Raw genomic sequence first — 20986 nt, 5'->3', positions numbered from 1 at the left:
ACTGGATGGGCATCCGAGTGCAACTCCGAAAGAGTTGCCATGCCCAGATCCCTCACCCGACGGCTCGCGTCCATCGCAGAAGCCGCCGACTACGTGCCCTGTAGCCCGAAAACGATCCGGCGCCGCATCGCTACCGGCGCCCTTCCCGCGTACCGCTCGGGTCGACTCATCCGGGTCGACCTCAACGACGTGGATGCGATGCTCAAGCCGATCCCGAACGGCTCGGCCGCGTGAGCCCCGGAAACGACAGAATCCGCCCGGCACAGGCGGATTCACTGTCGATCAGCACGACGACAAGTGCATTCTACGATGCGGTGCGGGCTGCGTGCGAGGCGTACGCGGTCGTCGTGGTCACCGAGCAGCCGGATGGTGAGCTGCGTTACGCCCGCCGGATCTACTTGTCGCTGCACAGTTCGCAGAAGGCGCTGAAGCGGGCTGTGCAACGCGGCCAGCGGGCCGAGTTGGTGCTGTGCCGGTTGACACCGCTGCCCGAGCCAGGGGAGTCGGCGCCGACGTACTTCCGCCTGCCGCTCGGTGGTGATGCGTCATGAGCATCGACACCGATCATCTGGCCGTGCGGATCCTGCAGGGCGCGATGACGGACGCTACCCGTCTGTGGTGGCTGAAGCGCGCTGAGCAGCTGGAGGCGGCCCGGCACCGCCCGGGCGTCGACTGGCCTGGACGGGCATCCGAGAACGATCTCCAGCGGCGCTGGTGGGACCTCACCGAGGCCGCTCAAGCCTGCCGGGCCCGAGCCGAGGTCGGTGTCGCTGAGGACGTGCCTGAGCTGATCGCCACTGTGCTTGCGGAGGTGGCGTAATGGTGTCCTTCGATCCGTGGGGCAAGGAGAAGGTGATTCTCGACGAGGTGCGCGAGCACCTCGGTCGGTATATCTGCACTGTCTCCGACGACGACCTTGATCTGCTCGCGTTGTGGGCCGCGCACACGCACGCACTGAACTCCTTCTTCACCACCCCCAGGTTGCAGATCGACAGCCCGGTCCCCGGGTCGGGCAAGACCACCTGCCTGGAGCACCTCCAGCGGCTGTGTCACAAGCCCGTACAGGCCGCGGTGCTGTCGTCGGCTGCCCTGCTCGCCCGGATGCTCGACCGAGGCATTCGGACCGTCCTGATTGATGAGGCCGACCGGTCGCTCAACCCCGACCGGGAAGGCACGAACGACTTGTTAGCGGTGCTCAACTCCGGCTATAAGCGGGGGGCGACCCGCCCGGTTCTGGTGCCCGGGAAGGGTGGGGAATGGGTGGAGAAGGAGATGCCGACCTTCGCCCCTGTGGCCCTAGCCGGCAACAGTCCGCGGCTGCCAGAGGACACCCAGTCCCGCATCCTCCGCGTGTTGTTGCTTCCCGACGTGCATGGGCGGGCAGAGGAGTCCGACTGGGAGATGATCGAGGCCGACGCCGAGCAACTCGGGGTACGGCTGGCCGAGTGGATGACCTCTGCCGCGGACGACATCCGCACTGTCCGGCCGCCACTGCCCGAGGGGGTCACCGGGCGGTTCCGGGAGAAGTGGACGCCGCTGCGCCGGGTGGCGGAGATCGCTGGCGGCAGGTGGCCGACCACGGTGGACAAGATGGCTGTGGCCGACGTCGCGCAGTTCCTCGCCGACAAGGAGGACGGCATGGTGCGGGAGGCGCCGCACGTCCTTCTGCTGCGGCACGTGATGGAGGTCTGGCCGTCGGGGGAATCGTTCGTGCCCACCCCGGTGCTCATCGACGCGCTAGCGAGGGCGCACCCGGATGTCTGGGGCGACTTCTCACCGTTCGACAAGCCGTTGACGATGCAGCGACTCGGTCGGATGTTGACCAAGTACAAGATCAACAGCAGTCGCGAGCCGGGCGGTGAACGACGTCGCGGGTACACCCGGATCTCGGTCTGGTCGGTTGCCGGTCGGATGCGACTGCACCCCTTAGACAAACCGGACGGACCGGTCGAAGTGGCCGAACCGGCCGTCTTGAGGGGCAACGCGTCCGGTTCGGCCGGCTCGACCGGTCCGTCCGGTCACATCCAGACCCCTTGTCCCCACTGCCAGACGCAACTCACCACCGCGGGGTCTGCAATCGCTGCTGGGTCGCGGGTCGGAGGTCAGCATGACAACCGCCCGTGAACAGCTGACGCTCGCGCTCGTCCAGCTCGCAGCCGACGGACGCCGACCACCCTGCGGCGACTACGGAGCACACGACGTCTGGCTGTCCGACGACCCCGACATCCGTGCCCTCGCCGCCGACTGGTGCACCGGCTGCCCAGTGCGCGAGCAATGCCACAACGCAGCCGAGGCGGGCGACGAGAAGTTCGGCGTCTGGGCCGGCATCGACCGCACCCCACCGAAACGCCGGCCAGGCCGACCAGCCCAAACCACCACTATCAAGGAGACCTGACCTATGCATCCGTTCAACACTGGTGACGCGCTCGACGCGGTCGCCTACCTGAAGGCCTATGTGCTCGGTGACCGGGACGGGCTGGCCGTGTTGACCGTCAACGGCAACCCGGCGGCGATGCTGTCGGCCCTGACCTCGATCACGGCGGGCATGTTGACCCGCACCGACGCCGACATCCCCGTGTTGGCGGCCTACATCGACGCCATCGCTACCGGGCTCATCGAGCGGGTCACCCCGACCGAGGACCAGTCGTGACCGCCCGGCTCGAGGTCAAGGTGATCGGCACGGGACTGTACGGGCCGCCCGTGATCACCATCGGCGACCGGGAGATCGTCGCCCGGATCAACCCGGCCAGTGAGCTGCGCCGGTTCCGGTGCAGCGTCCACGGTGTCGGCGAGTCCGTCAACCACTGTCCACACCTCCAGTTCGCCGCCCTGGCGCGGGAGCTGAGCCTCACCACCCCAATCGTCAAGGAGAACCAGACCAATGAGTGAGCAGACCACTGAAACCACCGCGGCCGATCCGGTAGGCCGACCGGACCCCACCACTGAACCGGCTCCCGCGGCGGATGCGGCCCAGCTCGATGAGAGCCTCGCCGACGACCGGGACGACACCAGCAAGGCCGGCCGGGAGGCAGCCCGGTACCGGGTGCGGCTCCGTGAGACCGAGGCCGAACGGGACCAGCTCCGCAGCCTGGTCGAGACGCTGCAACGAGCCGAAGCGGAACGGGCCGTCAGCGACGTCCTGCGCGTCCCTGCAGGCCTGTGGACAGCCGGCACCGCTTTGGCCGACCTGCTCGACGATCAGGGTCGCGTCGACCCCGAGAAAGCGATCGCAGCCGCCCGGACCGCACGCGAGACCGTCGGGCTCGCAGCAGCCCGCCGGACCCCGCGCCCCGACCTGTCACAAGGCCGCGGATCGGGCGACGACAGCCGGGATGCCTGGACGAAAGCCTTCCGCCACAACTGAGCAAGCAGCCCGCCCGGGCCGGTAGACTGACCCTGTCAGCACCGGCCCGGGCCAGGCGCCCACCCAGTCCTGACAGGCAGCCCCAGGAGGGCAACCACGGGACGAAGCCAGAGGCTCCCCACCATCCCACTCACCGCGTCCAGCGGTGCCTGCACACCCTCCTGAGGAGCACTCATGGCCACCGAAACCACCACCACATCCGCCCGCGCATGGGCGCCCGACATCCGCTACGTGCCAGCCGCCGAAGCCGTTCCCGACGCGCTCGTCCTGCTCACCTCCACCGTCGCCGGCGAAGTCGAAGGTGACGCCCCGTCGGTCCGTGTCCCCTACGTCGACGACGCCGCGGCCACCATCGTCGCCGAAGGCGACAGCATCCCCGAAGCCAACCCCGACCTCGCCGAAGCCGTCGTCTACACCGGCAAGGTCGCCCAGCTGATCCGACTGTCCCGCGAGCAGTTCAACCAAGACGACGCCGAGACCATGCTCGCCGCCTCCGTCGCCCGGGCCGTGACCAAGAAAGGCAACCAGGCCTACGTCGCCCAAGCCGCACCGACCGCCCCCGCCGTCAACCCACCCGCCGGGCTGCTCAACATCGCCGGCATCGTCAACGGCGGCGCCATCGCCGGCGACCTCGACATCCTGGTCGACGCGTTCGCCACCATCGAAACCAACGGCGGCACGCCCAGCCACATCATCGCCGCCCCCGACGCCTGGGCCCGACTGTCGAAGTTCAAGACCGGCACCGACCGCAACGACAACCTGCTCGGCGCCGGCACCGCAGCCGCGCCGAAGTTCCTGCTCAACGTCCCGGTTCTCACCACAGCCGCGTTGCCATCAGGCAACCTGATGGTGCTCGACCAGGCCGCCATCGTCACCGCCGTCGGCGACGTCCAAGTCGCGGTCAGCGAACACTTCTACTTCGGATCCGACAGCATCGCACTGCGCTGCACCTGGCGGTTCGGGCAGAACGTGGTCAAGCCGAACCGGATCGCGAAGCTGACAGTGACGAACCCCGCCTGATGAACTTCAGCCAACGCGGAACCACGCTCACCGTGCACTACAACAACGACGACGACACGATCAGCGTGACCCGCACGAGCGACGCCGCAACGCTGGTGGCACTCAGCAGAGCTGAGGCACACGAACTCGCGCCGCTGCTGTCCCGCACGCTCAGACTCGCAGTCAGCAACCCAACAACGAATGACCATCAACGACATCCATTCGGCGTGGCCTAACGGTCGCGCCACCACAGACAGCTGGCGTCAACGTCACTCGGGCTGATACGAGCCGATGGACGGAACAGCACAACATAGATGCTGCGTGCACAGAACTCCGCCCAGCGCCAGCCACGAGCGAGCCCCACGACACCACAAGTCGTGGGGCTCGCTTCTGCCCATCAGGGGGTAGGGGGGGCACCCCGACCCGGCCCCACCGCCTAACCGCCGGTGAGGTGACTCGCAGTCCGCCAACCTGAAATTTGTTCCTGGACACAGGCCGGATTGTTTGAACCCTCCGCATGGTTCAGACCCCTCACCGGCGGTTAGGGCTGGACCCTCGCTCGGTGGTACCCCCTGGGGTCAGACAGCAGCTGCCGCCGGACTCTGACATCCGACGGCTGCTGCTGGTTGCTGCTCGGCACGCTCGGCGATGTCGACGATGGTGAAGCCGAGGATGTCACCTATCGCCGCGATCTCGGGGACGGAGAACGTTCTGCCTATGTGCCTGAGCCGACGGCTGAGTGTACGGAGCGCAATTCCGGTTCTGTCGGCGATGTCGCGTTGAGACATGCCGGATGCCTTTATCGCGACCCTGACCTCTGTCGTGAGCTGCTGCGCGAGTGCTTCCGCGCATCCTCGATCGTCGCGGGTCATAGTGACTCACCCTGCTCGACCAGCTCGATCACGTGGGCCAGCTCGGACAGGAGCCCTCTGGCCTCTGCCAGCGAGAGCCGGCATTCGGACATGCTGCCGATCTCGACTCCACCTGCTGACGGGCTCCCGTCGAGCGGCTGGTAGGTGAACGGGCACAGGATCACATCACCGTCGAGGAACTCGAGAGTCTTGTTCCGGTAGTGCTGGTACGCCACGGTCGATGACTCGGCAAAGTGCTCGGACGGTTCGACCTCACACCACGTTGGACAGTCAGGTGCGGTGTGAGCGGTGATCGGTTCGTTCATGATGGACATGGGATCGGTTCCCTTCCTTGTAGGGGTTTGGTCCAAGGGCTCCGGCCGGTGGTTCCAGCACCGACGGGGCCCGATCTGGTTGTACTGCCCGGGTCTGACAGTCAGTCGTCGGCGGCCTGGTCGAGCAGGCTCTGGATGTAGTCGGCCGCGGCATCCTCCAAGCCGGGGAACGCCTCGAACGAAGCACCGCTGGCGATGCCCCAGCCCGCAGCCTCAGCCTGCTTGAACAGGTCGGCAAGTAGCAGCAAGTAGCTGGGTGGCGGCGTGGTCATCGCTTGTTCCCGGTGACGATGCGGTGCAGCTCGGCGTAGTAGGCGTCTCCGGCGACCCGGGACAGGTAGCGCATGGTGGCTCGGCGTACGGCACGTGATGCGCCGCAGCATGGGCAGGTGAGCAGTTCATCTGTCGACCTGTGGGTGATGGTGGTGGTTGGCATCTGGTGCCTGACCTCTCCGCTAAGGCGGAAGGCTGTTGCACGTATGTTGCATGACCGGCAGGCGATCTTGCTCGAAATGCGCTCTGACTAGGTCAGATGATCTGCGCCCCCGGCAGGATTCGAACCTGCGCTCCCGCCTCCGGAGGGCGGTGCTCTATCCCCTGAGCTACGGGGGCCCCGGCGTTTTTGGGCCGAAGGAGACTGTACCAGCGGTCGGCGCGGGCCGCCCAATCGTTCCGGGCCGTTTCGAGGACAGCCGGGCGCTCGGTCCAGGTGCTGGCATTGAAGGGCTCGCGACAGACCGCTCTGGCAGAGTGAGCGGGTGACCCACATGCATGTGGCGGGTTCCATCCACGCCGACGTCTTGACCCATGCTCCGGGCTGGCTGGACGTTCCCGCCGACGTCAACGCACTGCTGGCCCCGTTGTGGAGCCGGAACGTGGCCAAGAACGCCGACGGTGTGTTGACGGTGGCCGGGCTCACCGTGACCGAGATTGCCGAGCAGGTCGGCACCCCGGTGTATGTGGTCGACGAGGACGATCTGCGGCACCGCGCCCGTGAGTTCGCGGCTGCGTTCGCCGGTTGGGATGTCTATTACGCAGGCAAGTCGTTCCTGTGCACCGCGGTTGCCCGCTGGGTCGCCGACGAGGGGCTCGGTGTCGACACCTGCAGCGGCGGGGAACTCGCGGTGGCTCTGCGGGCCGGCGTCGACCCAGCGAGGATCGGCCTGCACGGCAACAACAAGAGCGACACCGAGATCGAACTGGCCCTGGACGCCGGAGTCGGCCGGATCATCGCCGACTCCTTCGACGAGATCGCCCGCCTCATCCGGTTGGTCCGCACTCGCGACCGGGGCGAGCGCCCGCGACTGATGGTCCGGGTCACCACCGGCGTCGAGGCGCACACCCACGCCTACATCGCCACCGCCCACGAGGATCAGAAGTTCGGCTTCTCGATCGCCTCCGGCAACGCTCTCGACGCGTTGCTGCAGGTGCACGCGGCATCCGAGCTGGAGCTCATCGGCATCCACTCCCACATCGGCTCGCAGATCTTCGACGCCGAGGGCTTCGCCGTCGCCGCGCGGCGGACTCTGGGTCTGCATGCCGAGTTCGCGGCCCGCACCGGCGTGGAACCACCCGAGATGGACCTGGGCGGCGGCTTCGGCATCGCCTACACCAGTGCCGACACCCCGGCGACTCCGGCGGAGCTGGCTGAGGCCATGCGACGGATCGTCGAGGTCGAGTGCGCGGCGCACGGTGTCGCCGTTCCGCACTTGTCGATCGAGCCCGGACGGGCGATCAGCGGCCCCAGCGCCTTCGCATTGTATGAGGTCGGCACCGTGAAACGGGTCGAACTCGACGGTGGCGCGGTCCGAACCTATGTCGCGGTGGATGGTGGGATGAGCGACAACATCCGCACGGCGTTGTATGCGGCGGAGTACTCGGCCACCCTGGCTTCCCGCCGTTCCGCCGCCGGACCGGCCATCTCCCGGGTGGTGGGCAAGCATTGCGAGGGCGGGGACATCCTGGTGCGCGACGAGTTTCTCCCGGCTGACGTCACCCCGGGCGACCTCGTCGCCGTGCCGGCCAGCGGCGCCTACAGCCGCTCGATGGCCAGCAACTACAACCACGTGCCCCGACCGCCGGTGATCGCGGTGGCCGACGGCCGGATCCAGACCCTGCTGCGTCGCGAGACGCTGGACGACATCCTGCGGCTGGACGTGGGTTGAGCGCGAGAGTTAGCACCGCAGTGCTGCGATGGGGAAGAATGAACTGCCGTTGGCCGTCGGCCAGCGGCTCCGGGACCACCCCCGGGGCGACACAGAGCCCTTCACGAACAACGCAGGGCACTTCAGGAACAACACAGAGCACTTCAGGAACGATGCAGGGGCAGACGAACGACGTGAGGCAGAAGTGACGACGACCACCGAGCCGGCCGCGCGCCCACAGTCGGACGGGCAGCCGATGCCACCGCTGCGGGTCGCGCTGCTGGGGTGCGGCACCGTGGGCTCGGAGGTGGCCCGGCTGCTCACCGACTCCGCCGACGACCTGCATGCCCGGATCGGCAGGCGGCTGGAGCTGGTCGGCATCGCCGTGCGCCGGCTGAACCGGACGCGCGAGGGGATCGACCCGGCTCTGTTCACCACCGATGCGGCGGCGCTGGTAGCGCGTTCTGACGTGGACCTGGTGATCGAGGTGATCGGCGGAATCGAGCCGGCCCGATCGCTGATCTTGAGCGCGCTGCAGCACGGTGCCTCGGTCGTGACCGCCAACAAGGCGTTGCTGGCCGAGGACGGCGGCACACTGTTCGCTGCCGCCGAGCAGGCCGGCGTCGACCTCTATTTCGAGGCCGCGGTGGCGGGCGCGATCCCGATCGTGCGCCCACTACGCGAGTCGTTGGTCGGAGACGAGATCACCTCGGTGATCGGGATAGTGAACGGCACCACCAACTACATCCTGGACAAGATGGACACCGAGGGCGCCGGCTTCTCCGAGACCCTCGCCGACGCGCAGACGCTGGGCTATGCCGAGGCCGATCCGACCGCTGATGTCGAGGGTTTCGATGCCGCCGCGAAAGCTGCGATCCTGGCCAGCCTCGCGTTCCACAGCCGGGTCACCGCCGCCGATGTCTATCGGGAGGGGATCTCCGAGGTCACCACGTCCGACATCGCCTCGGCCCGGGCAATCGGCTCGGTAGTCAAGCTGTTGGCCATCTGCGAACTGTCCGACGCCGAGGGCGATAACGGTCAGCGCCGGGTCTCGGTGCGCGTGCACCCGGCGATGATCCCGCGCAGTCATCCGCTGGCCTCGGTCGGCGGTGCCTACAACGCGGTGTTCGTGGAGTCTCGTTCAGCTGGTCGGCTGATGTTCTACGGGCCAGGAGCCGGTGGCTCGCCCACCGCCAGCGCGGTGCTCGGAGACCTGGTGACGGTGGCCCGCAACCGGGTCCGGGGTGCAGCGGGCCCGGGGGAGTCCAGCTATGCGGCGCGTCCGGTGAGCCCGATCGACGATGTGGTGACTCGCTACCACATCTCCCTCGAGGTGGCCGATGTCACCGGTGTGCTGGCCAGCATCGCGACCTGTTTCGCCGAGCACGGCGTCTCGATCCAGACTGTACGGCAGCAGGGGCGCGGCTCCGACGCCCAACTGGTGATCGTCACCCACCGGGCTCGGGACGCGGCGCTCTCGGCGACGGTCCGGGCGCTGCGCTCGCTCGAGGCGGTACGCGAGGTGGCCAGTGTGATGCGGGTAGAAGGGGAGGGATGACGATGTCAATGGTGGCCCACCGGGCTGCACCGCGACAGGGTGTGATCGACCGGTATCGGTCGTGGCTGCCGGTGACCGACTCGACCCCGGTGGTCACCCTCGGTGAGGGCACCACCCCGCTCGTCCGGGCGAACGTGCTGTCCGCCGAGCTCAGCTGTGAGGTCTGGCTCAAGGTCGAGGGCGCCAATCCGACCGGCTCGTTCAAGGACCGCGGCATGACTGTGGCCGTGAGTGTGGCGGCCGGTGAGGGTGCCCGAGCCGTGGTCTGTGCCTCCACCGGCAACACGTCGGCGTCGGCGGCGGCGTACGCCTCCCGCGGCGGACTGAAACCGATCGTGTTGTTGCCGGCGGGTCGGATCGCGGCCGGGAAACTGGCTCAGGCGATCATGCACGGCGCGCAGGTGGTGCAGGTCGAGGGCAATTTCGACGATTGCCTCCGGCTGGCCCGCGCACTCGCCGACAGCTATCCGGTGGCGCTGGTCAACTCCGTCAATCCGGTGCGGATCGAGGGGCAGAAGACGGCAGCTTTCGAGGTCGTCGACGATCTCGGTAATGCACCGGACCTCCATGTGTTGCCGGTCGGCAACGGCGGCAACATCTCGGCCTACTGGCGCGGCTACGTGGAGTACGCCACGGCCGGACAGGCGACCAGACGACCCCGGATGTGGGCCTTCCAGGCTGCCGGCGCGGCGCCGCTGGTGCTGGGCCATCCGGTGCCGAACCCGGAGACCGTGGCGACCGCGATCCGGATCGGAGATCCGGCCTCGACCACGCTGGCGATCGCCGCCAAAGAGGAGTCCGGTGGCCGTTTCGGTGCCGTCACCGATCAGGAGATCCTCGCGGCACAGGGTTTCCTGGCCTCTCGGGAAGGGGTCTTCGTGGAGCCAGCCTCGGCCGCCGGTGTAGCCGGACTGCGACAGCTGAGCCAACGTGGCGAGGTCGATCCCGGGCAGCAGATCGTGATCACCGTGACCGGCCATGGGCTCAAGGACATCGACACCGCTCTTTCGGGGCGCTCGATCCAGGCCGAGGTGGTGGCTGCAGAGCTGACCAAGGTCGCGGCCGCCTGCGGTCTGGCTGGATGAGCCTCCCGGCTGGGCGCGAGGTCGTCGTCGAGGTGCCGGCGACCAGCGCGAACCTCGGTCCAGGGTTCGACTGCTTCGGACTGTCCCTCGACTGGTACGAGCGCGTCACCGTGCGTACGGAGCTGAGTGGCTATCATCTCGAGGTCACCGGTGAAGGCGCGGACCAGGTGCCGCGTGATGAGTCGCATCTGATCATCCGCTCGGCGCTGCTCGGTCTTGCCGACCTCGGCGCCGCGGTGTCCGGTCTGGGCCTGACCTGCCACAACACGATCCCGCACGGGCGTGGCCTGGGGTCCTCCTCCGCTGCCATCGTGGCCGGACTGGTCGCGGCGCGCGGGCTGGCCGGTCTGGAGCCGGATCGGGAATGGACGTTGCGACACGCCACCGCGATCGAAGGGCATCCGGACAACGTCGCGGCGGCCATCTACGGCGGGTTCGTGCTCGCCTACGAGGGACGCGACGGGGTGGCCGTGGTGAACGCCCCGGTGGCAGACGAGCTGGCCCTGGCGTCGTTCACACCGTCGGTGGCGGTCGCTACCAAGGCGGCCCGGGCTCTGCTGCCCGAGCGGGTGCCGCACGTGGACGCGGCGGCCAATGCCGCGCGGGCCGCCCTACTGGTGGAGGCCATCGGCGGGCGACCCGAGTTGTTGTGGGAGGCCACCCGAGACTGGCTGCATCAGGAGTACCGACGGCCGGCGATGCCGAAGTCGTTGGAGCTGCTGACCCAGTTGCGCAGCAACGGCCTGGCCGCGGTGATCAGTGGAGCCGGGCCAACGGTGCTCATACTCGGCACGAAGACGGAGCTGGACGCTGCCGAGACCGCCGGCTGGGTGCCCGGTGCGGACGGTTTCCGGGTTCGACGAGGGCGCGTAGGCAGCGGTGCTCGGGTAGCCGACGTGATTGGGTAACCAGTAGTGCTAATCTTGTCAGTAACCGAACGGTGAGCCGCATCGCGAACCCATGCGATGAGCCAGTACGGTTTCGGTTGTAGCGCCGACAGGTCCGGCGCGGCGAGTTCTTCGCCAACACTTCGAACTGCCAAACACAATGGTGGCGAGTGGACCTGACGAAGACCCCGAGCCGGAGTTCAGCGAACCCACCGCAGCCGGCTCGATCGTGACTGGACTGGGCGCGGATCGCCCACTCCGAAAGGACACCTGTGACAGATATCGCCGAAGCGCAGGCAGCCCCCGCCGCAGAGTCCGGGGAGCGCCGTCGGCGCAAGGGCACCGGGCTTGATGCGATGGTGCTGCCGGAATTGAAGCAAGTAGCCCAAGGCCTGGGGGTGAAGACCTCCGGCCTGCGGAAGGGCCAGCTGATCGACGCCATCCGCGCCGCCCAGACCGGTGATGGTGCGGGCGCGGCTGGCGGCTCCAAGGACGGGGCCGGCGCCAAGGACGCGACGGCGACCAACGGGGCTCGGCGCAAGCGGGCTCCGCGGGCCAGCCAGCCGGCCAACGACAATCAGCCGACGATCGACGCGGTCGGCGAGGCCATCCAGCGCACCGCCGAGAGCCGCGGGCAGCGGACGCAGCAGGCAACTGAGCAGCCGCGTACGGAGCAGGCAGGCGAGCCTCAGAACCGCGAGCCTCAGAACCGCGAGCCTCAGAACCGCGAAGCCGAGCGCGCGACCGGTGGCGGGACCTCTGGCCGGCAGCGGCAGGACAACCGCGAGGCGGTCTCGACGGACAACCGGCCTGCCGACACCAGCCCCGCGGAGAGCCGGGCCAATGAGACTCGGGGCAATGAGACCCAGGGTGGTGACGGCCGGGCCAACGACAATCGGGGCAACGAGAGCCGCACCGACAACCGGGGCGGCAACGATCGCAACGGTGCCGGCCGGGATCAGCAGAGCAGAGACCAGCAAGGTCGGGATCAGCAGAACCGCGACCAGCAGAACCGGCAGAGCCGCACCGGTGACAACCGTGGCAACGACAACCGGGCCAACGACAATCGCGGCAACGACAACAACCGCGATGACGACGACGGTGGCGGTCGGCGGAGCCGACGGCGTCGCAGTCGCGACCGCCAGAACCGCCGCAACAATCGCGGCGGCGGCATGGACCGCTACGAGTCCGAGCCGGTCGTCGCCGAGGACGACGTCCTCGCACCGATCAACGGCATCCTCGACGTCCTCGACAACTATGCCTTCGTGCGGACCTCGGGCTACCTGCCGGGCTCGGACGACGCGTACGTGTCGCTGTCGATGGTGAAGAAGCTCGGACTGCGCAAGGGTGACATCGTCTCCGGCGCCATCCGTACCCCGCGGGACGGCGAGCGCAAGGAGAAGTTCAACCCGCTGGTCCGGGTCGACTCGATCAACGGTCGGCCGCCGGAGGAGGCACGCAACCGGCCGGAGTTCGGGAAGCTGACCCCGCTCTATCCGCAGGAGCGGCTGAAGCTGGAGACCACCCCGAACCAGCTGATGGGCCGGATCATCGATCTGCTGTCGCCGATCGGCAAGGGTCAGCGCGGTCTGATCGTGTCGCCGCCCAAGGCCGGCAAGACGATGGCCATGCAGACCATCGCGAACGCGATCGCGACCAACAATCCGGAAGTCCACCTGATGGTCGTGCTGGTCGACGAGCGGCCCGAGGAGGTCACCGACTTCCAGCGGACCGTCAAGGGCGAGGTCATCTCCTCGACCTTCGACCGACCGGCCGACGACCACACCACCGTCGCCGAATTGGCGATCGAGCGGGCCAAGCGCCTGGTCGAGATGGGCCACGACGTCGTCGTGCTGCTGGATGGCATCACCCGCCTCAGCCGGGCGTACAACATCGCCGCTCCCGCCAGCGGGCGGATCCTGTCCGGCGGCGTGGACTCCGCGGCGCTCTACCCGCCGAAGAAGTTCTTCGGCGCGGCCCGCAACATCGAGCATGGCGGCTCGCTCACCATCTTGGCCACCGCCTTGATCGAGACCGGCTCGAAGATGGACGAGGTGATCTTCGAGGAGTTCAAGGGCACCGGCAACATGGAGCTCCGGCTGCGTCGCGAGTTCGCCGACAAGCGGATCTTCCCGGCCATCGACGTGGACGCCTCCAGCACTCGCCGCGAAGAGTTGCTGATGAGCCGCGAGGAGTTGAACATCATCTGGAAACTCCGCCGGGTGCTGTCGGGCGGGGAGAATCTGCAGGGTCTGGAGATGCTGCTGGACCGGCTCCGCAAGACCGGCAGCAACCACGAGTTCCTGCTGGCCATCACCAAGTCCATCCCCCAGCGGGGGGAGTAAACCCGAGCCGAGCAGTGTTGGACGGTTTGCTGCCGCGGGCCCGCCTGCGGCAGACTAGATCCTTGTGCCGGTTCACGCCCGTCGGCCGACGCGGCGACCCGGTGCGACGAATGAGGAGACACCCATGAAGCCAGACATTCATCCGCGGTATGTGGAGACCCAGGTGACCTGTACCTGCGGCAACACGTTCACCACCCGCAGCACCTCGCCCGACGGCATCATCCGTGCCGACGTGTGCTCGGCCTGCCACCCGTTCTACACCGGCAAGCAGAAGATCCTCGACACCGGTGGTCGGGTCGCTCGCTTCGAGAAGCGGTACGCGAAGAAGCAGCCCGCAGCCAAGAAGAAGTAGCACCTCACAACGCTCCCGGATCACTCGATCCGGGAGCGTTCGTTTGTTCCGGGACGGATGATGGAGAGGAGATCGCGTGTCCGAGTTCGAGTCGGCAAGGGGCTTGCAGGCAGAGTTCGCCGAGCTGGAGAAGGCGTTGGCCGATCCGGCCGTGCACGCTGATCTCGCTCGAGCCCGCAAGGTCGGCCGCCGCTATGCCGAGCTGACCCCGATCATCAAGGCCCTCACCGAGTACGAGTCGCTGACCGACGACCTCACCGCGGCTCGCGAACTGGCGTTGGAGGACGAGTCGTTTGCCGAGGAGGCAGCCGAGCTGGAGACCCGGCTCGGCCCGGTCACCGAGCGGCTCACCCGACTGCTCGCGCCGCGTGACCCCAACGACTCCTCCGACGCGCTGCTGGAGATCAAGTCCGGCGAGGGCGGCGAGGAGTCCGCACTGTTCGCCGGCGACCTGTTGAACATGTACACCCGATACGCCGCCATCCGTGGCTGGAAGATCGAGGTGCTCGACGCCCAGGAGACCGATCTGGGGGGCTTCAAGTCCGTCACGGTCGCCATCAAGGCGTCGTCGGTGGGCGAGCCGGATCAGATGCCGTACGGAGTGCTGAAGTTCGAAGGCGGCGTGCACCGGGTGCAGCGGGTGCCGGTGACCGAGTCGCAGGGCCGCGTCCACACCTCCGCCGCGGGCGTGTTGGTGATGCCGGAGATCGAGGAGTCCGAGGGCGTCGAGATCGACGAGAACGACCTGCGGATCGACGTCTACCGTTCCTCGGGTCCAGGCGGCCAGGGGGTGAACACCACCGATTCGGCAGTCCGGATCACCCATCTGCCAAGCGGCATCGTGGTCTCCTGCCAGAACGAGCGGTCACAATTGCAGAACCGCGAGCAAGCGATGCGGATGCTGCGGGCGCGGCTGACGGCTGCGGCTGAGGAGGCGGCAGCCCAGGAGGCATCCGCTGCGCGCAGGTCGCAGGTGCGTACGGTCGACCGCTCGGAACGGATCAGGACCTACAACTACCCGGAGAACCGGATCGCCGACCACCGGATCGGCTACAAGGCCTACAACCTCGACCAGGTGCTGAACGGTGACCTGCAAGCCGTGGTCGACGCCTTGCAGCAGGCCGACACTGCTGAACGACTGGCAGGCGGAGGTGTCTGATCGTGCTGTGGCACCGGCCGAGCGTGGGTGAGAAGCCGACCGCCCGGGAGCTGGTGAAGCACGCCGCCGAGCAGTTGCGCGCCGCCGGTGTACCCAGCCCGGAGAATGACGCGCGGCTGTTGTTGTCCCATGTCCTGGGTGAGGACCCGGGCCTGTGGTGGAGCCGCCGCGAGGTCGAGCCCGCCGACGTGCAGACGTACGACCTGCTGGTCGCCCGGCGGGCGGAACGGATTCCACTCCAGCACCTGACGGGTGTGTCGTACTTCGGCAACGTGGAACTCCGCGTCGGACCGGGCGTCTTCATTCCGCGGCCGGAGACCGAGACCATGATGGCGTGGGCGTGCGCCGAGCTCCGATCGCGCCAAGCCGACTCGGCTCGACCTCAGTTGGCCGTGGATCTGTGCACCGGCTCCGGAGCCATCGCGCTGTCCTTGGCCAAAGAGGTCCCCGCAGCTGAGATCTATGCCGTCGAGTTGTCCGCCGACGCCTTGTCATGGGCCGAGCAGAATCTGGCCGGCACTGAGGTACGGCTGGTGCAGGCCGATATGGCTGACGCGCTGTCGGAGCTCGACGGCACCGTCGATGTGGTGACCGCGAACCCGCCGTACGTCCCCTTGGAGGCATACGACTCCGTCGCGGTGGAGGCTCGCGACCACGATCCGAGTCTGGCGCTGTTCTCCGGAATGGACGGACTGGATGCCATCAGGATCGTGACCAAGGTCGCCGCCCGGCTCCTCCGGCCCGGAGGTGTGTTGACCTTCGAGCATGCCGAGGTGCAGGCGGAGAGTGCGCCGCAGGTCGTGCTCGACAGCGAGCACTTCGCGCAGATCCGCGACCGCACCGATTTGACCGGTCGACCTCGGTTTGTCACCGCCGTCCGGAACGGTCGCACTCTGGCAGGATGGGACGAGTGAGCGCCGAACCCGAGTTGGAAGACGATCTCGGCGATCGCCTGGGCACGCGGGGGATGAAACGCGTCCTCACGGCGCACACCCGGCAGGACACGACCCGTTACGCGCAGTTCCTGGCCGCCCAACTGGTGCCAGGTGATGTCGTGTTGCTCGAAGGTCCGCTGGGATCCGGTAAGACCGCCATCGTGCAGGATATCGCCGCGGCGATCGGGGAAAGCGCCATTCCCAACAGCCCGACCTTCATTCTCGCGAATCTTTACGATGGTGGCCGCCTGCGATTGATCCACTGTGATCTCTATCGATTGGCAGACCTGAAAGAATTCATGGACCTAGGCGTCGTCGATTACATGGAGGATTCGGTCACAATTGTAGAATGGGGAAGCATGCTTCGCGCCAGATTCCCTGATCATTTGCATATTGAGATCGTGCCGCTGGTCGAGGAAGAGGCTCGCGAACTGCGGCTCAGCTCAGCCTCCGATCGTTGGATCAAAGTCCTCGAGGCGATGGAATTCGGGACGCTCGCGGTGATGTCATGAAGGTGCTCGCGATCGAGACAACGGGGCAGCGCTACAGCTGTGCGCTCTGGGATGGTCAGCGTTGCGTGGTCGAGCAGGACGTCCATCAGACTGACGCAAGCTACGACGGTGTCGACGGACTCGTCGGCAGCACGTTGCGGGCCGCAGGCTGGGGCGCCGCCGAACTCCAGTTGATACTGGCGAACCGCGGGCCGGGCCGGGTCACGACCATTCGCTCGGGCCTCTCGTATTCCCAGGCACTCGGCTACGCCGTCGGCTCGCAGTTTCACACCGTCGACACCTATCAGCTCACCGCCGCGGCGGCGCGGGACAGCTTCGATCTCCCCGGTGAGAAGGAGATCCTTGTCGTCGGCGCGCATCGCACCGCGAGCGGCGGACATGGCGGCCTCATTTTCACTTCGGACAACCCCGTAGGAACGCTGATCCCAGAGCCGGAGCTTCTTGGCGCCAGTACGAGCCGGGTCGTCGTTCGCGCCATCGGGTCGCGGGTTCGGCTTTCTGACCAGCTCGAGAAGCTTGCAGCCGAGGTCTCCTCAGATGCGAGGCACCTGCTGGCAGCCTGGCAAGCCGGTGCCGGCAAGGAATGGAGCCACGACTCTCAGCTGTTTTGGGAGTCCGGATAATGGGCGGCTTGGAGCGGACGATAACCACTAGCGATCTCACGCGGTCAGGCGCACTGCGTAGCCGTGACTTGGAGCTCATCCGAGTGAAATTGGTCGACCAGGGTGGCTTCGTCTTGGCGCCCAGCGACACCTGTTACTCCGTGGCTATGGTGCCCTGGAGCAAGGAAACCCGTGACCAGATCAACGCCATGTTATCCCGCCCGACGAACTGGCCGGTCTCGGTCGCATTCCGATCGATCGCTCACGCGAAGCAGCATGTCCGCATGAGTATGGCGGTCGTGAGCTTGCTGGAGAAATATACCCCAGGTCCACTCACGGTTGTTTGTCCCTCGAACCCGACCGGCCCCGGTCGAGACTTCGCCTATTCCGCAGTCGGATCTTCGGATGCCACGATCGGAGTGAGGATTCCTGACTCGATTCTGGAGCGTGAGCTTGCCGGGTTGCACGCCTACGGGGTGACCAGTGTCGCCGTACGGGACCAGGCCGGTCACGAGGTTCGCGATTTTGTCGCTGCTATGCAGTTGATCCACCCGGACGCAACGCTGAGTCGCAAAAGCGGCTGGATCGCTATTCAAGGAGATGATTCTGGATTCTCCGCGCAACACTCGACAGTAATTCGCGTCGGGAAGTCTGGAGGATTGGATGTGCTTCGGCCGGGCGACATAGCCGAAGATGACATCCGCGCCACCCTCGATTCGCTTCCGTCCATGGCATTTCGATATGAGTGACAATGAGTGAGCTCGAAGAGTTGGTACGGCGGGCCCGCGAGAGCTTCTTCGTCGATGAGACTGCCCTGGACCTCGTACTGGCACGCCGCCGTGATGGTCGCCTGACCGAAGCTGAAGCTATGCGCGATATCCGTGCGCTGCTCGAAGGGTCGGCGTTGCCGGCGGAGAGCATCGGGATGGAGTGGAACGACCTGATGGAGGGAATGAAGGAGGAGTCCGCGAGTTGGCAGCGAATCGCCGAAAAGCAGTATCGCCATGGCTTCTGGTCGCTGCCCATCGCTGCACTGCTGTTCTTGGTGATCGTGCTGACGGCTTCTATTCATTTCGAAGCTCCAATTGCGATCGTCATTCCCGCATTCTCGGTTGCCATTGCCGCTGTTGGGGTTCATTCATTCTTGATCTTCCGACTCCATCAGCAGGCCCGGCTGGCGGCAGAGCGGCTGAGCGAGAAGCGTGCGGCGAGTCTCTTCTTGCGGTTGGCTCTCTCTCGCGCTCACGCTGAGGAGGCACCCGCCATCTTGTCGACAGCGGCCGCCATGTTCTTGGGTCATCAGGCACCGGCAACCCTGCCCCTTCAGGCTGGCGACTACGCAGGTGTGAAGAAGGGAACGGAGGTGTGAAGGAGTGATACGAGTATTGCCGACCAACCAGAGTTATGCGCAGGTTGCGGAAGTTCTCGAGTCCGGCGGCGTTGCGCTCGTCCCGACCGACACCGTGTACGGGTTGGCCGCGCTGCCTTCGATAGCGGCGGCCGGCGCACGCATCTTCGATCTCAAAGGACGCGCGTACGACAAGAACCTCCCGTTTCTGGTGGATTCGATCTCGGATATTCGGGGGCTCGGTGCCGCCTTGTCGCCCGCGGCGGTGCGACTGATCGATTCCGACTACATGCCGGGTCCGCTGACGCTCGCGCTGGGTTTTGATGTCAGCCTTCCTCGGCCGACGTGGCTGCAGGGACGAATCGAGGTTGCCGTCCGGATCCCGGCGGATCGAGAGCTTCGCTGGCTGATACGCAGAGTGGGGCCTCTTTTGTGCACCAGCGCCAATGCCAGCGGTAGTGCTGTGCTGCAGTCGGTGGATGAGATTTTGCCAACCCTGTCCGGCGAGCCGGACATCGTGGTTGATGGCGGATCTCGTTCGAGTGTTGCCTCAACTCTGGTGAATTGCCGACCTGATCCACCGGTGGTCGAGCGGGAAGGCGCCATCCCGGCGGAAACCATCTTGGAGGTACTACGTGGTGAGTGATCTCATTTTGGGGATCGAGTCCTCCTGTGATGACACCTCGGTCGGGGTCGTCGGCCGAGATGGCCAGGTATTGTCCAACATCATCAGTTCCCAGGCCGAACTTCATTCCGTGTACGGCGGGGTCTATCCCCAGTTGGCGAGCAGAGAGCATCTGCGCGCCGTGCTACCGACCGTCGAGTTGGCGATGAAGGCCGCAGATGTGAGTCACGCGGACCTCAAAGCCATAGCGGTGACCCGTGGTCCCGGTCTGATCGGCTCGCTGATTGTCGGGGTCGACACCGCTCGAGCCTTGGCCAGGGGTTGGGGGCTGCCGATCATCGGCGTCAATCATCTGCGCGGGCACGTGCGGAGTGCGGATCTCGAGGAGACCCGGGTCGAATACCCGGCCATGATCTTGTTGGTGTCGGGAGGTCACACCCTGCTCGCTCATATGACGTCGCCACGGTCGATCGAGTTGCTGGGGTCGACCCGCGATGATTCGGTCGGTGAGGCCTATGACAAAACGGCGAGACTGCTCGGCAAGGGATACCCCGGCGGGCCCATCGTGGACAAGATGGCGGCGTCCGGGTCGGCGCGCTTCGATCTGCCCAGGCCCATGGTCAACAACGGGCTCGATTTCTCGTTCTCCGGGCTGAAGACCGCGGTGCGAATGCTCGTCGAACGCTCCGAGCAGCTTGATCAGGACGACGTCGCGGCATCGTTCGTCGACGCGGTCCTCGATGTCTTGACGTCGAAAGTCTCTCGCGCCCTGGAGCTCCGGAAGAGTTCCAGCCTGATCGTCGTCGGAGGAGTCGCGGCGAGCCCACCACTGAGAGAGCGGATGGCGGCGGTGTGCGCCGAACACCAGGTGCGGTTGTGCCTGCCCCCGGTGAAGTGGGCAACGGACAACGGGGCGATGATCGCACTGGCAGCGTGGGACTACGTGGACAATCACGTCGGCGCTGACCTGTCGCCCAAGGCGAACCTCGGACTCGCGGCATGGTGACCTCCGACGAGGAACTGGTCCTCCAGGTATCCGGGGTCAGCGAGAGTGAGTATGAGCAGGCGCTGCTCTCGGCCGACGCGGCCGTGCAAGCCGGCGAGGCGGTGGCGTTCCCGACCGACACCGTCTACGGCGTTGGCGTCGACGCGTTCAACGACGACGCTGTCAGCCACTTGCGGGCGCTGAGAGTTCAGGATGCCGAGGTTCCGGTGACCGTGCTGATCTCGGATGGCAGCCTGCTGCGGGCGCTTGCTGTTGAGATTCCGGACGCGGCCAACGATCTGATCAGGAAGCATTGGCCGGGGCCGTTGACGATCATCTGCCGCCCGCAGCCCACGCTGCGGCTGGGGTCGGTGATCGTAGCCAACACGATCGCGTTGCGGGTTCCCGACAGTCCGATTGCCCAAGATCTGCTGCGTCGAACCGGTCCGATGGCGGTGAGCAGTGCCAATATCAGCGGACTGCCGCCCTCCCTGACCTGTGACGACGCGCTCGGCCAGCTCGGCGCGAACGTGAGCGTCTACCTCGATGGCGGCCGACTGGGAGACGACGGTCAGCCGGCGTCGACGATCGTCGACTTCACCCAGGCCGATCATGGACAGATCCTGCGGCGGGGTGCGCTGACCCGAGCGGTGCTGGCCGAGATACTGCCGGAGATCGAAGACCTGGTCGAGGACGACGAGGAGGAGGACCCGTTCTCACCCGAACCGGACCCGACCGAGGACGGCGTGGTCGAGGTCGCGGACATGGATCTTGGGGAAGTCGAGGACGAACCAGCTGAGGTTGCGCCGGTCGAGACCGACTCGGCCGAGGTCGAGACTGGCGATGCTGAGGACGACCCCGCCCGCAGCGCGGCCGATCCTGCGGATCCGAAGGACTAGG

The 20986-nt window shown here is 66.6% G+C and carries 29 protein-coding genes and 1 tRNA gene; 25 read left to right on the top strand and 5 right to left on the bottom strand.

The features are described 5' to 3' along the window. Nucleotides 1-39: 39 nt before the first annotated feature. From MLP_RS14730 to MLP_RS14685, 10 genes are all read left to right on the top strand, one after another. Nucleotides 40-234, top strand: coding sequence for a helix-turn-helix domain-containing protein (locus tag MLP_RS14730; protein WP_013863931.1), 195 nt, complete (start codon nt 40-42; stop codon nt 232-234). Nucleotides 235-314: 80 nt separating this feature from the next. After that, nucleotides 315-551 carry a hypothetical protein gene (locus MLP_RS14725; RefSeq protein WP_156821165.1) on the top strand — a complete coding sequence of 79 codons (237 nt, stop codon included), beginning with the start codon at nt 315-317 and terminating at the stop codon, nt 549-551. Further along, nucleotides 548-820 (top strand): hypothetical protein, encoded by a 273-nt coding sequence (locus MLP_RS14720; protein ID WP_013863929.1) that lies wholly within the window; start codon nt 548-550, stop codon nt 818-820. Before MLP_RS14725 ends, MLP_RS14720 begins: the two co-directional genes overlap by 4 nt. Beyond that, nucleotides 820-2124, top strand: a complete 1305-nt coding sequence (locus tag MLP_RS14715; protein WP_013863928.1) for a DUF3631 domain-containing protein — start codon at nt 820-822, stop codon at nt 2122-2124. The genes MLP_RS14720 and MLP_RS14715 overlap by 1 nt, the downstream gene beginning before the upstream one ends. Beyond that, entirely contained in the window at nt 2108-2395 is a 288-nt protein-coding gene (locus MLP_RS14710; protein ID WP_013863927.1) for a WhiB family transcriptional regulator, read from the top strand. The genes MLP_RS14715 and MLP_RS14710 overlap by 17 nt, the downstream gene beginning before the upstream one ends. A 3-nt stretch (nt 2396-2398) precedes the next feature. Next, nucleotides 2399-2650, top strand: a complete 252-nt coding sequence (locus tag MLP_RS14705) for a hypothetical protein (RefSeq protein WP_013863926.1) — start codon at nt 2399-2401, stop codon at nt 2648-2650. Then, entirely contained in the window at nt 2647-2889 is a 243-nt protein-coding gene (locus tag MLP_RS14700; RefSeq protein ID WP_013863925.1) for a hypothetical protein, read from the top strand. Before MLP_RS14705 ends, MLP_RS14700 begins: the two co-directional genes overlap by 4 nt. Further along, nucleotides 2882-3364, top strand: coding sequence for a hypothetical protein (locus tag MLP_RS26490; protein WP_013863924.1), 483 nt, complete (start codon nt 2882-2884; stop codon nt 3362-3364). The genes MLP_RS14700 and MLP_RS26490 overlap by 8 nt, the downstream gene beginning before the upstream one ends. A 174-nt stretch (nt 3365-3538) precedes the next feature. Then, nucleotides 3539-4384 carry a phage major capsid protein gene (locus MLP_RS14690; RefSeq protein WP_013863923.1) on the top strand — a complete coding sequence of 282 codons (846 nt, stop codon included), beginning with the start codon at nt 3539-3541 and terminating at the stop codon, nt 4382-4384. Continuing rightward, entirely contained in the window at nt 4384-4599 is a 216-nt protein-coding gene (locus MLP_RS14685; protein WP_013863922.1) for a hypothetical protein, read from the top strand. Before MLP_RS14690 ends, MLP_RS14685 begins: the two co-directional genes overlap by 1 nt. A 342-nt stretch (nt 4600-4941) precedes the next feature. Here the strand turns inward: MLP_RS14685 and MLP_RS14680 are convergent, their stop codons facing one another. From MLP_RS14680 to MLP_RS14670, 5 genes are all read right to left on the bottom strand, one after another. Then, nucleotides 4942-5235 carry a helix-turn-helix domain-containing protein gene (locus tag MLP_RS14680; RefSeq protein WP_013863921.1) on the bottom strand — a complete coding sequence of 98 codons (294 nt, stop codon included), beginning with the start codon at nt 5233-5235 and terminating at the stop codon, nt 4942-4944. Next, nucleotides 5232-5540, bottom strand: coding sequence for a hypothetical protein (locus MLP_RS14675; protein WP_156821164.1), 309 nt, complete (start codon nt 5538-5540; stop codon nt 5232-5234). Before MLP_RS14675 ends, MLP_RS14680 begins: the two co-directional genes overlap by 4 nt. A 110-nt stretch (nt 5541-5650) precedes the next feature. Then, nucleotides 5651-5821: a hypothetical protein gene (locus tag MLP_RS28030; RefSeq protein ID WP_013863919.1), complete on the bottom strand. Its 171-nt coding sequence runs from the start codon at nt 5819-5821 to the stop codon at nt 5651-5653. Beyond that, nucleotides 5818-5985, bottom strand: coding sequence for a hypothetical protein (locus MLP_RS28025; protein ID WP_013863918.1), 168 nt, complete (start codon nt 5983-5985; stop codon nt 5818-5820). The genes MLP_RS28030 and MLP_RS28025 overlap by 4 nt, the downstream gene beginning before the upstream one ends. A 104-nt stretch (nt 5986-6089) precedes the next feature. Continuing rightward, a tRNA-Arg gene (locus MLP_RS14670) sits at nt 6090-6161 on the bottom strand. A gap of 146 nt (nt 6162-6307) precedes the next feature. Here MLP_RS14670 and lysA point away from each other — a divergent pair. From lysA to MLP_RS14595, 15 genes are all read left to right on the top strand, one after another. Further along, complete coding sequence (gene lysA / locus MLP_RS14665) at nt 6308-7714, top strand: diaminopimelate decarboxylase (RefSeq protein WP_013863917.1); 1407 nt, start codon at nt 6308-6310, stop codon at nt 7712-7714. 184 nt (nt 7715-7898) lie between these two features. Continuing rightward, on the top strand, nt 7899-9251 hold the full coding sequence (locus MLP_RS14660; protein ID WP_407938947.1) for a homoserine dehydrogenase: 1353 nt from the start codon (nt 7899-7901) through the stop codon (nt 9249-9251). Nucleotides 9252-9259: 8 nt separating this feature from the next. Beyond that, nucleotides 9260-10336, top strand: coding sequence for a threonine synthase (gene thrC, locus MLP_RS14655; protein WP_013863915.1), 1077 nt, complete (start codon nt 9260-9262; stop codon nt 10334-10336). Then, nucleotides 10333-11244 carry a homoserine kinase gene (thrB, locus tag MLP_RS14650; protein WP_013863914.1) on the top strand — a complete coding sequence of 304 codons (912 nt, stop codon included), beginning with the start codon at nt 10333-10335 and terminating at the stop codon, nt 11242-11244. The genes thrC and thrB overlap by 4 nt, the downstream gene beginning before the upstream one ends. 251 nt (nt 11245-11495) lie before the next feature. Further along, the gene (gene rho / locus MLP_RS14645) at nt 11496-13568 is read left to right on the top strand and encodes a transcription termination factor Rho (RefSeq protein WP_013863913.1); all 2073 of its coding nucleotides are present in this window, start codon (nt 11496-11498) and stop codon (nt 13566-13568) included. A gap of 124 nt (nt 13569-13692) precedes the next feature. Then, complete coding sequence (gene rpmE / locus MLP_RS14640; protein WP_013863912.1) at nt 13693-13920, top strand: 50S ribosomal protein L31; 228 nt, start codon at nt 13693-13695, stop codon at nt 13918-13920. A gap of 76 nt (nt 13921-13996) precedes the next feature. After that, nucleotides 13997-15079: a peptide chain release factor 1 gene (prfA, locus tag MLP_RS14635; protein WP_013863911.1), complete on the top strand. Its 1083-nt coding sequence runs from the start codon at nt 13997-13999 to the stop codon at nt 15077-15079. A gap of 2 nt (nt 15080-15081) precedes the next feature. After that, the gene (gene prmC / locus MLP_RS14630) at nt 15082-15993 is read left to right on the top strand and encodes a peptide chain release factor N(5)-glutamine methyltransferase (RefSeq protein WP_231851318.1); all 912 of its coding nucleotides are present in this window, start codon (nt 15082-15084) and stop codon (nt 15991-15993) included. Beyond that, nucleotides 15990-16526 carry a tRNA (adenosine(37)-N6)-threonylcarbamoyltransferase complex ATPase subunit type 1 TsaE gene (gene tsaE, locus MLP_RS14625; RefSeq protein ID WP_013863909.1) on the top strand — a complete coding sequence of 179 codons (537 nt, stop codon included), beginning with the start codon at nt 15990-15992 and terminating at the stop codon, nt 16524-16526. The genes prmC and tsaE overlap by 4 nt, the downstream gene beginning before the upstream one ends. Continuing rightward, entirely contained in the window at nt 16523-17149 is a 627-nt protein-coding gene (locus tag MLP_RS14620; RefSeq protein WP_013863908.1) for a hypothetical protein, read from the top strand. The genes tsaE and MLP_RS14620 overlap by 4 nt, the downstream gene beginning before the upstream one ends. 83 nt (nt 17150-17232) lie before the next feature. Further along, a complete protein-coding gene (locus MLP_RS14615) occupies nt 17233-17877 on the top strand; it encodes an L-threonylcarbamoyladenylate synthase (protein WP_013863907.1) in 645 nt (214 codons plus the stop codon). A gap of 2 nt (nt 17878-17879) precedes the next feature. Beyond that, nucleotides 17880-18497, top strand: a complete 618-nt coding sequence (locus MLP_RS14610; protein ID WP_013863906.1) for a hypothetical protein — start codon at nt 17880-17882, stop codon at nt 18495-18497. A gap of 16 nt (nt 18498-18513) precedes the next feature. Next, complete coding sequence (locus tag MLP_RS14605; RefSeq protein WP_049804555.1) at nt 18514-19122, top strand: L-threonylcarbamoyladenylate synthase; 609 nt, start codon at nt 18514-18516, stop codon at nt 19120-19122. Further along, complete coding sequence (tsaD, locus tag MLP_RS14600) at nt 19115-20107, top strand: tRNA (adenosine(37)-N6)-threonylcarbamoyltransferase complex transferase subunit TsaD (RefSeq protein WP_041792462.1); 993 nt, start codon at nt 19115-19117, stop codon at nt 20105-20107. The genes MLP_RS14605 and tsaD overlap by 8 nt, the downstream gene beginning before the upstream one ends. After that, the gene (locus MLP_RS14595; RefSeq protein WP_013863903.1) at nt 20101-20985 is read left to right on the top strand and encodes an L-threonylcarbamoyladenylate synthase; all 885 of its coding nucleotides are present in this window, start codon (nt 20101-20103) and stop codon (nt 20983-20985) included. Before tsaD ends, MLP_RS14595 begins: the two co-directional genes overlap by 7 nt. The last annotated feature ends 1 nt before the right edge of the window (nt 20986 follow it).

The sequence above is a fragment of the Microlunatus phosphovorus NM-1 genome, assembly GCF_000270245.1.
Lineage (GTDB): Bacteria > Actinomycetota > Actinomycetes > Propionibacteriales > Propionibacteriaceae > Microlunatus > Microlunatus phosphovorus.
This window is presented reverse-complemented; position numbering and strand designations above follow the sequence as displayed.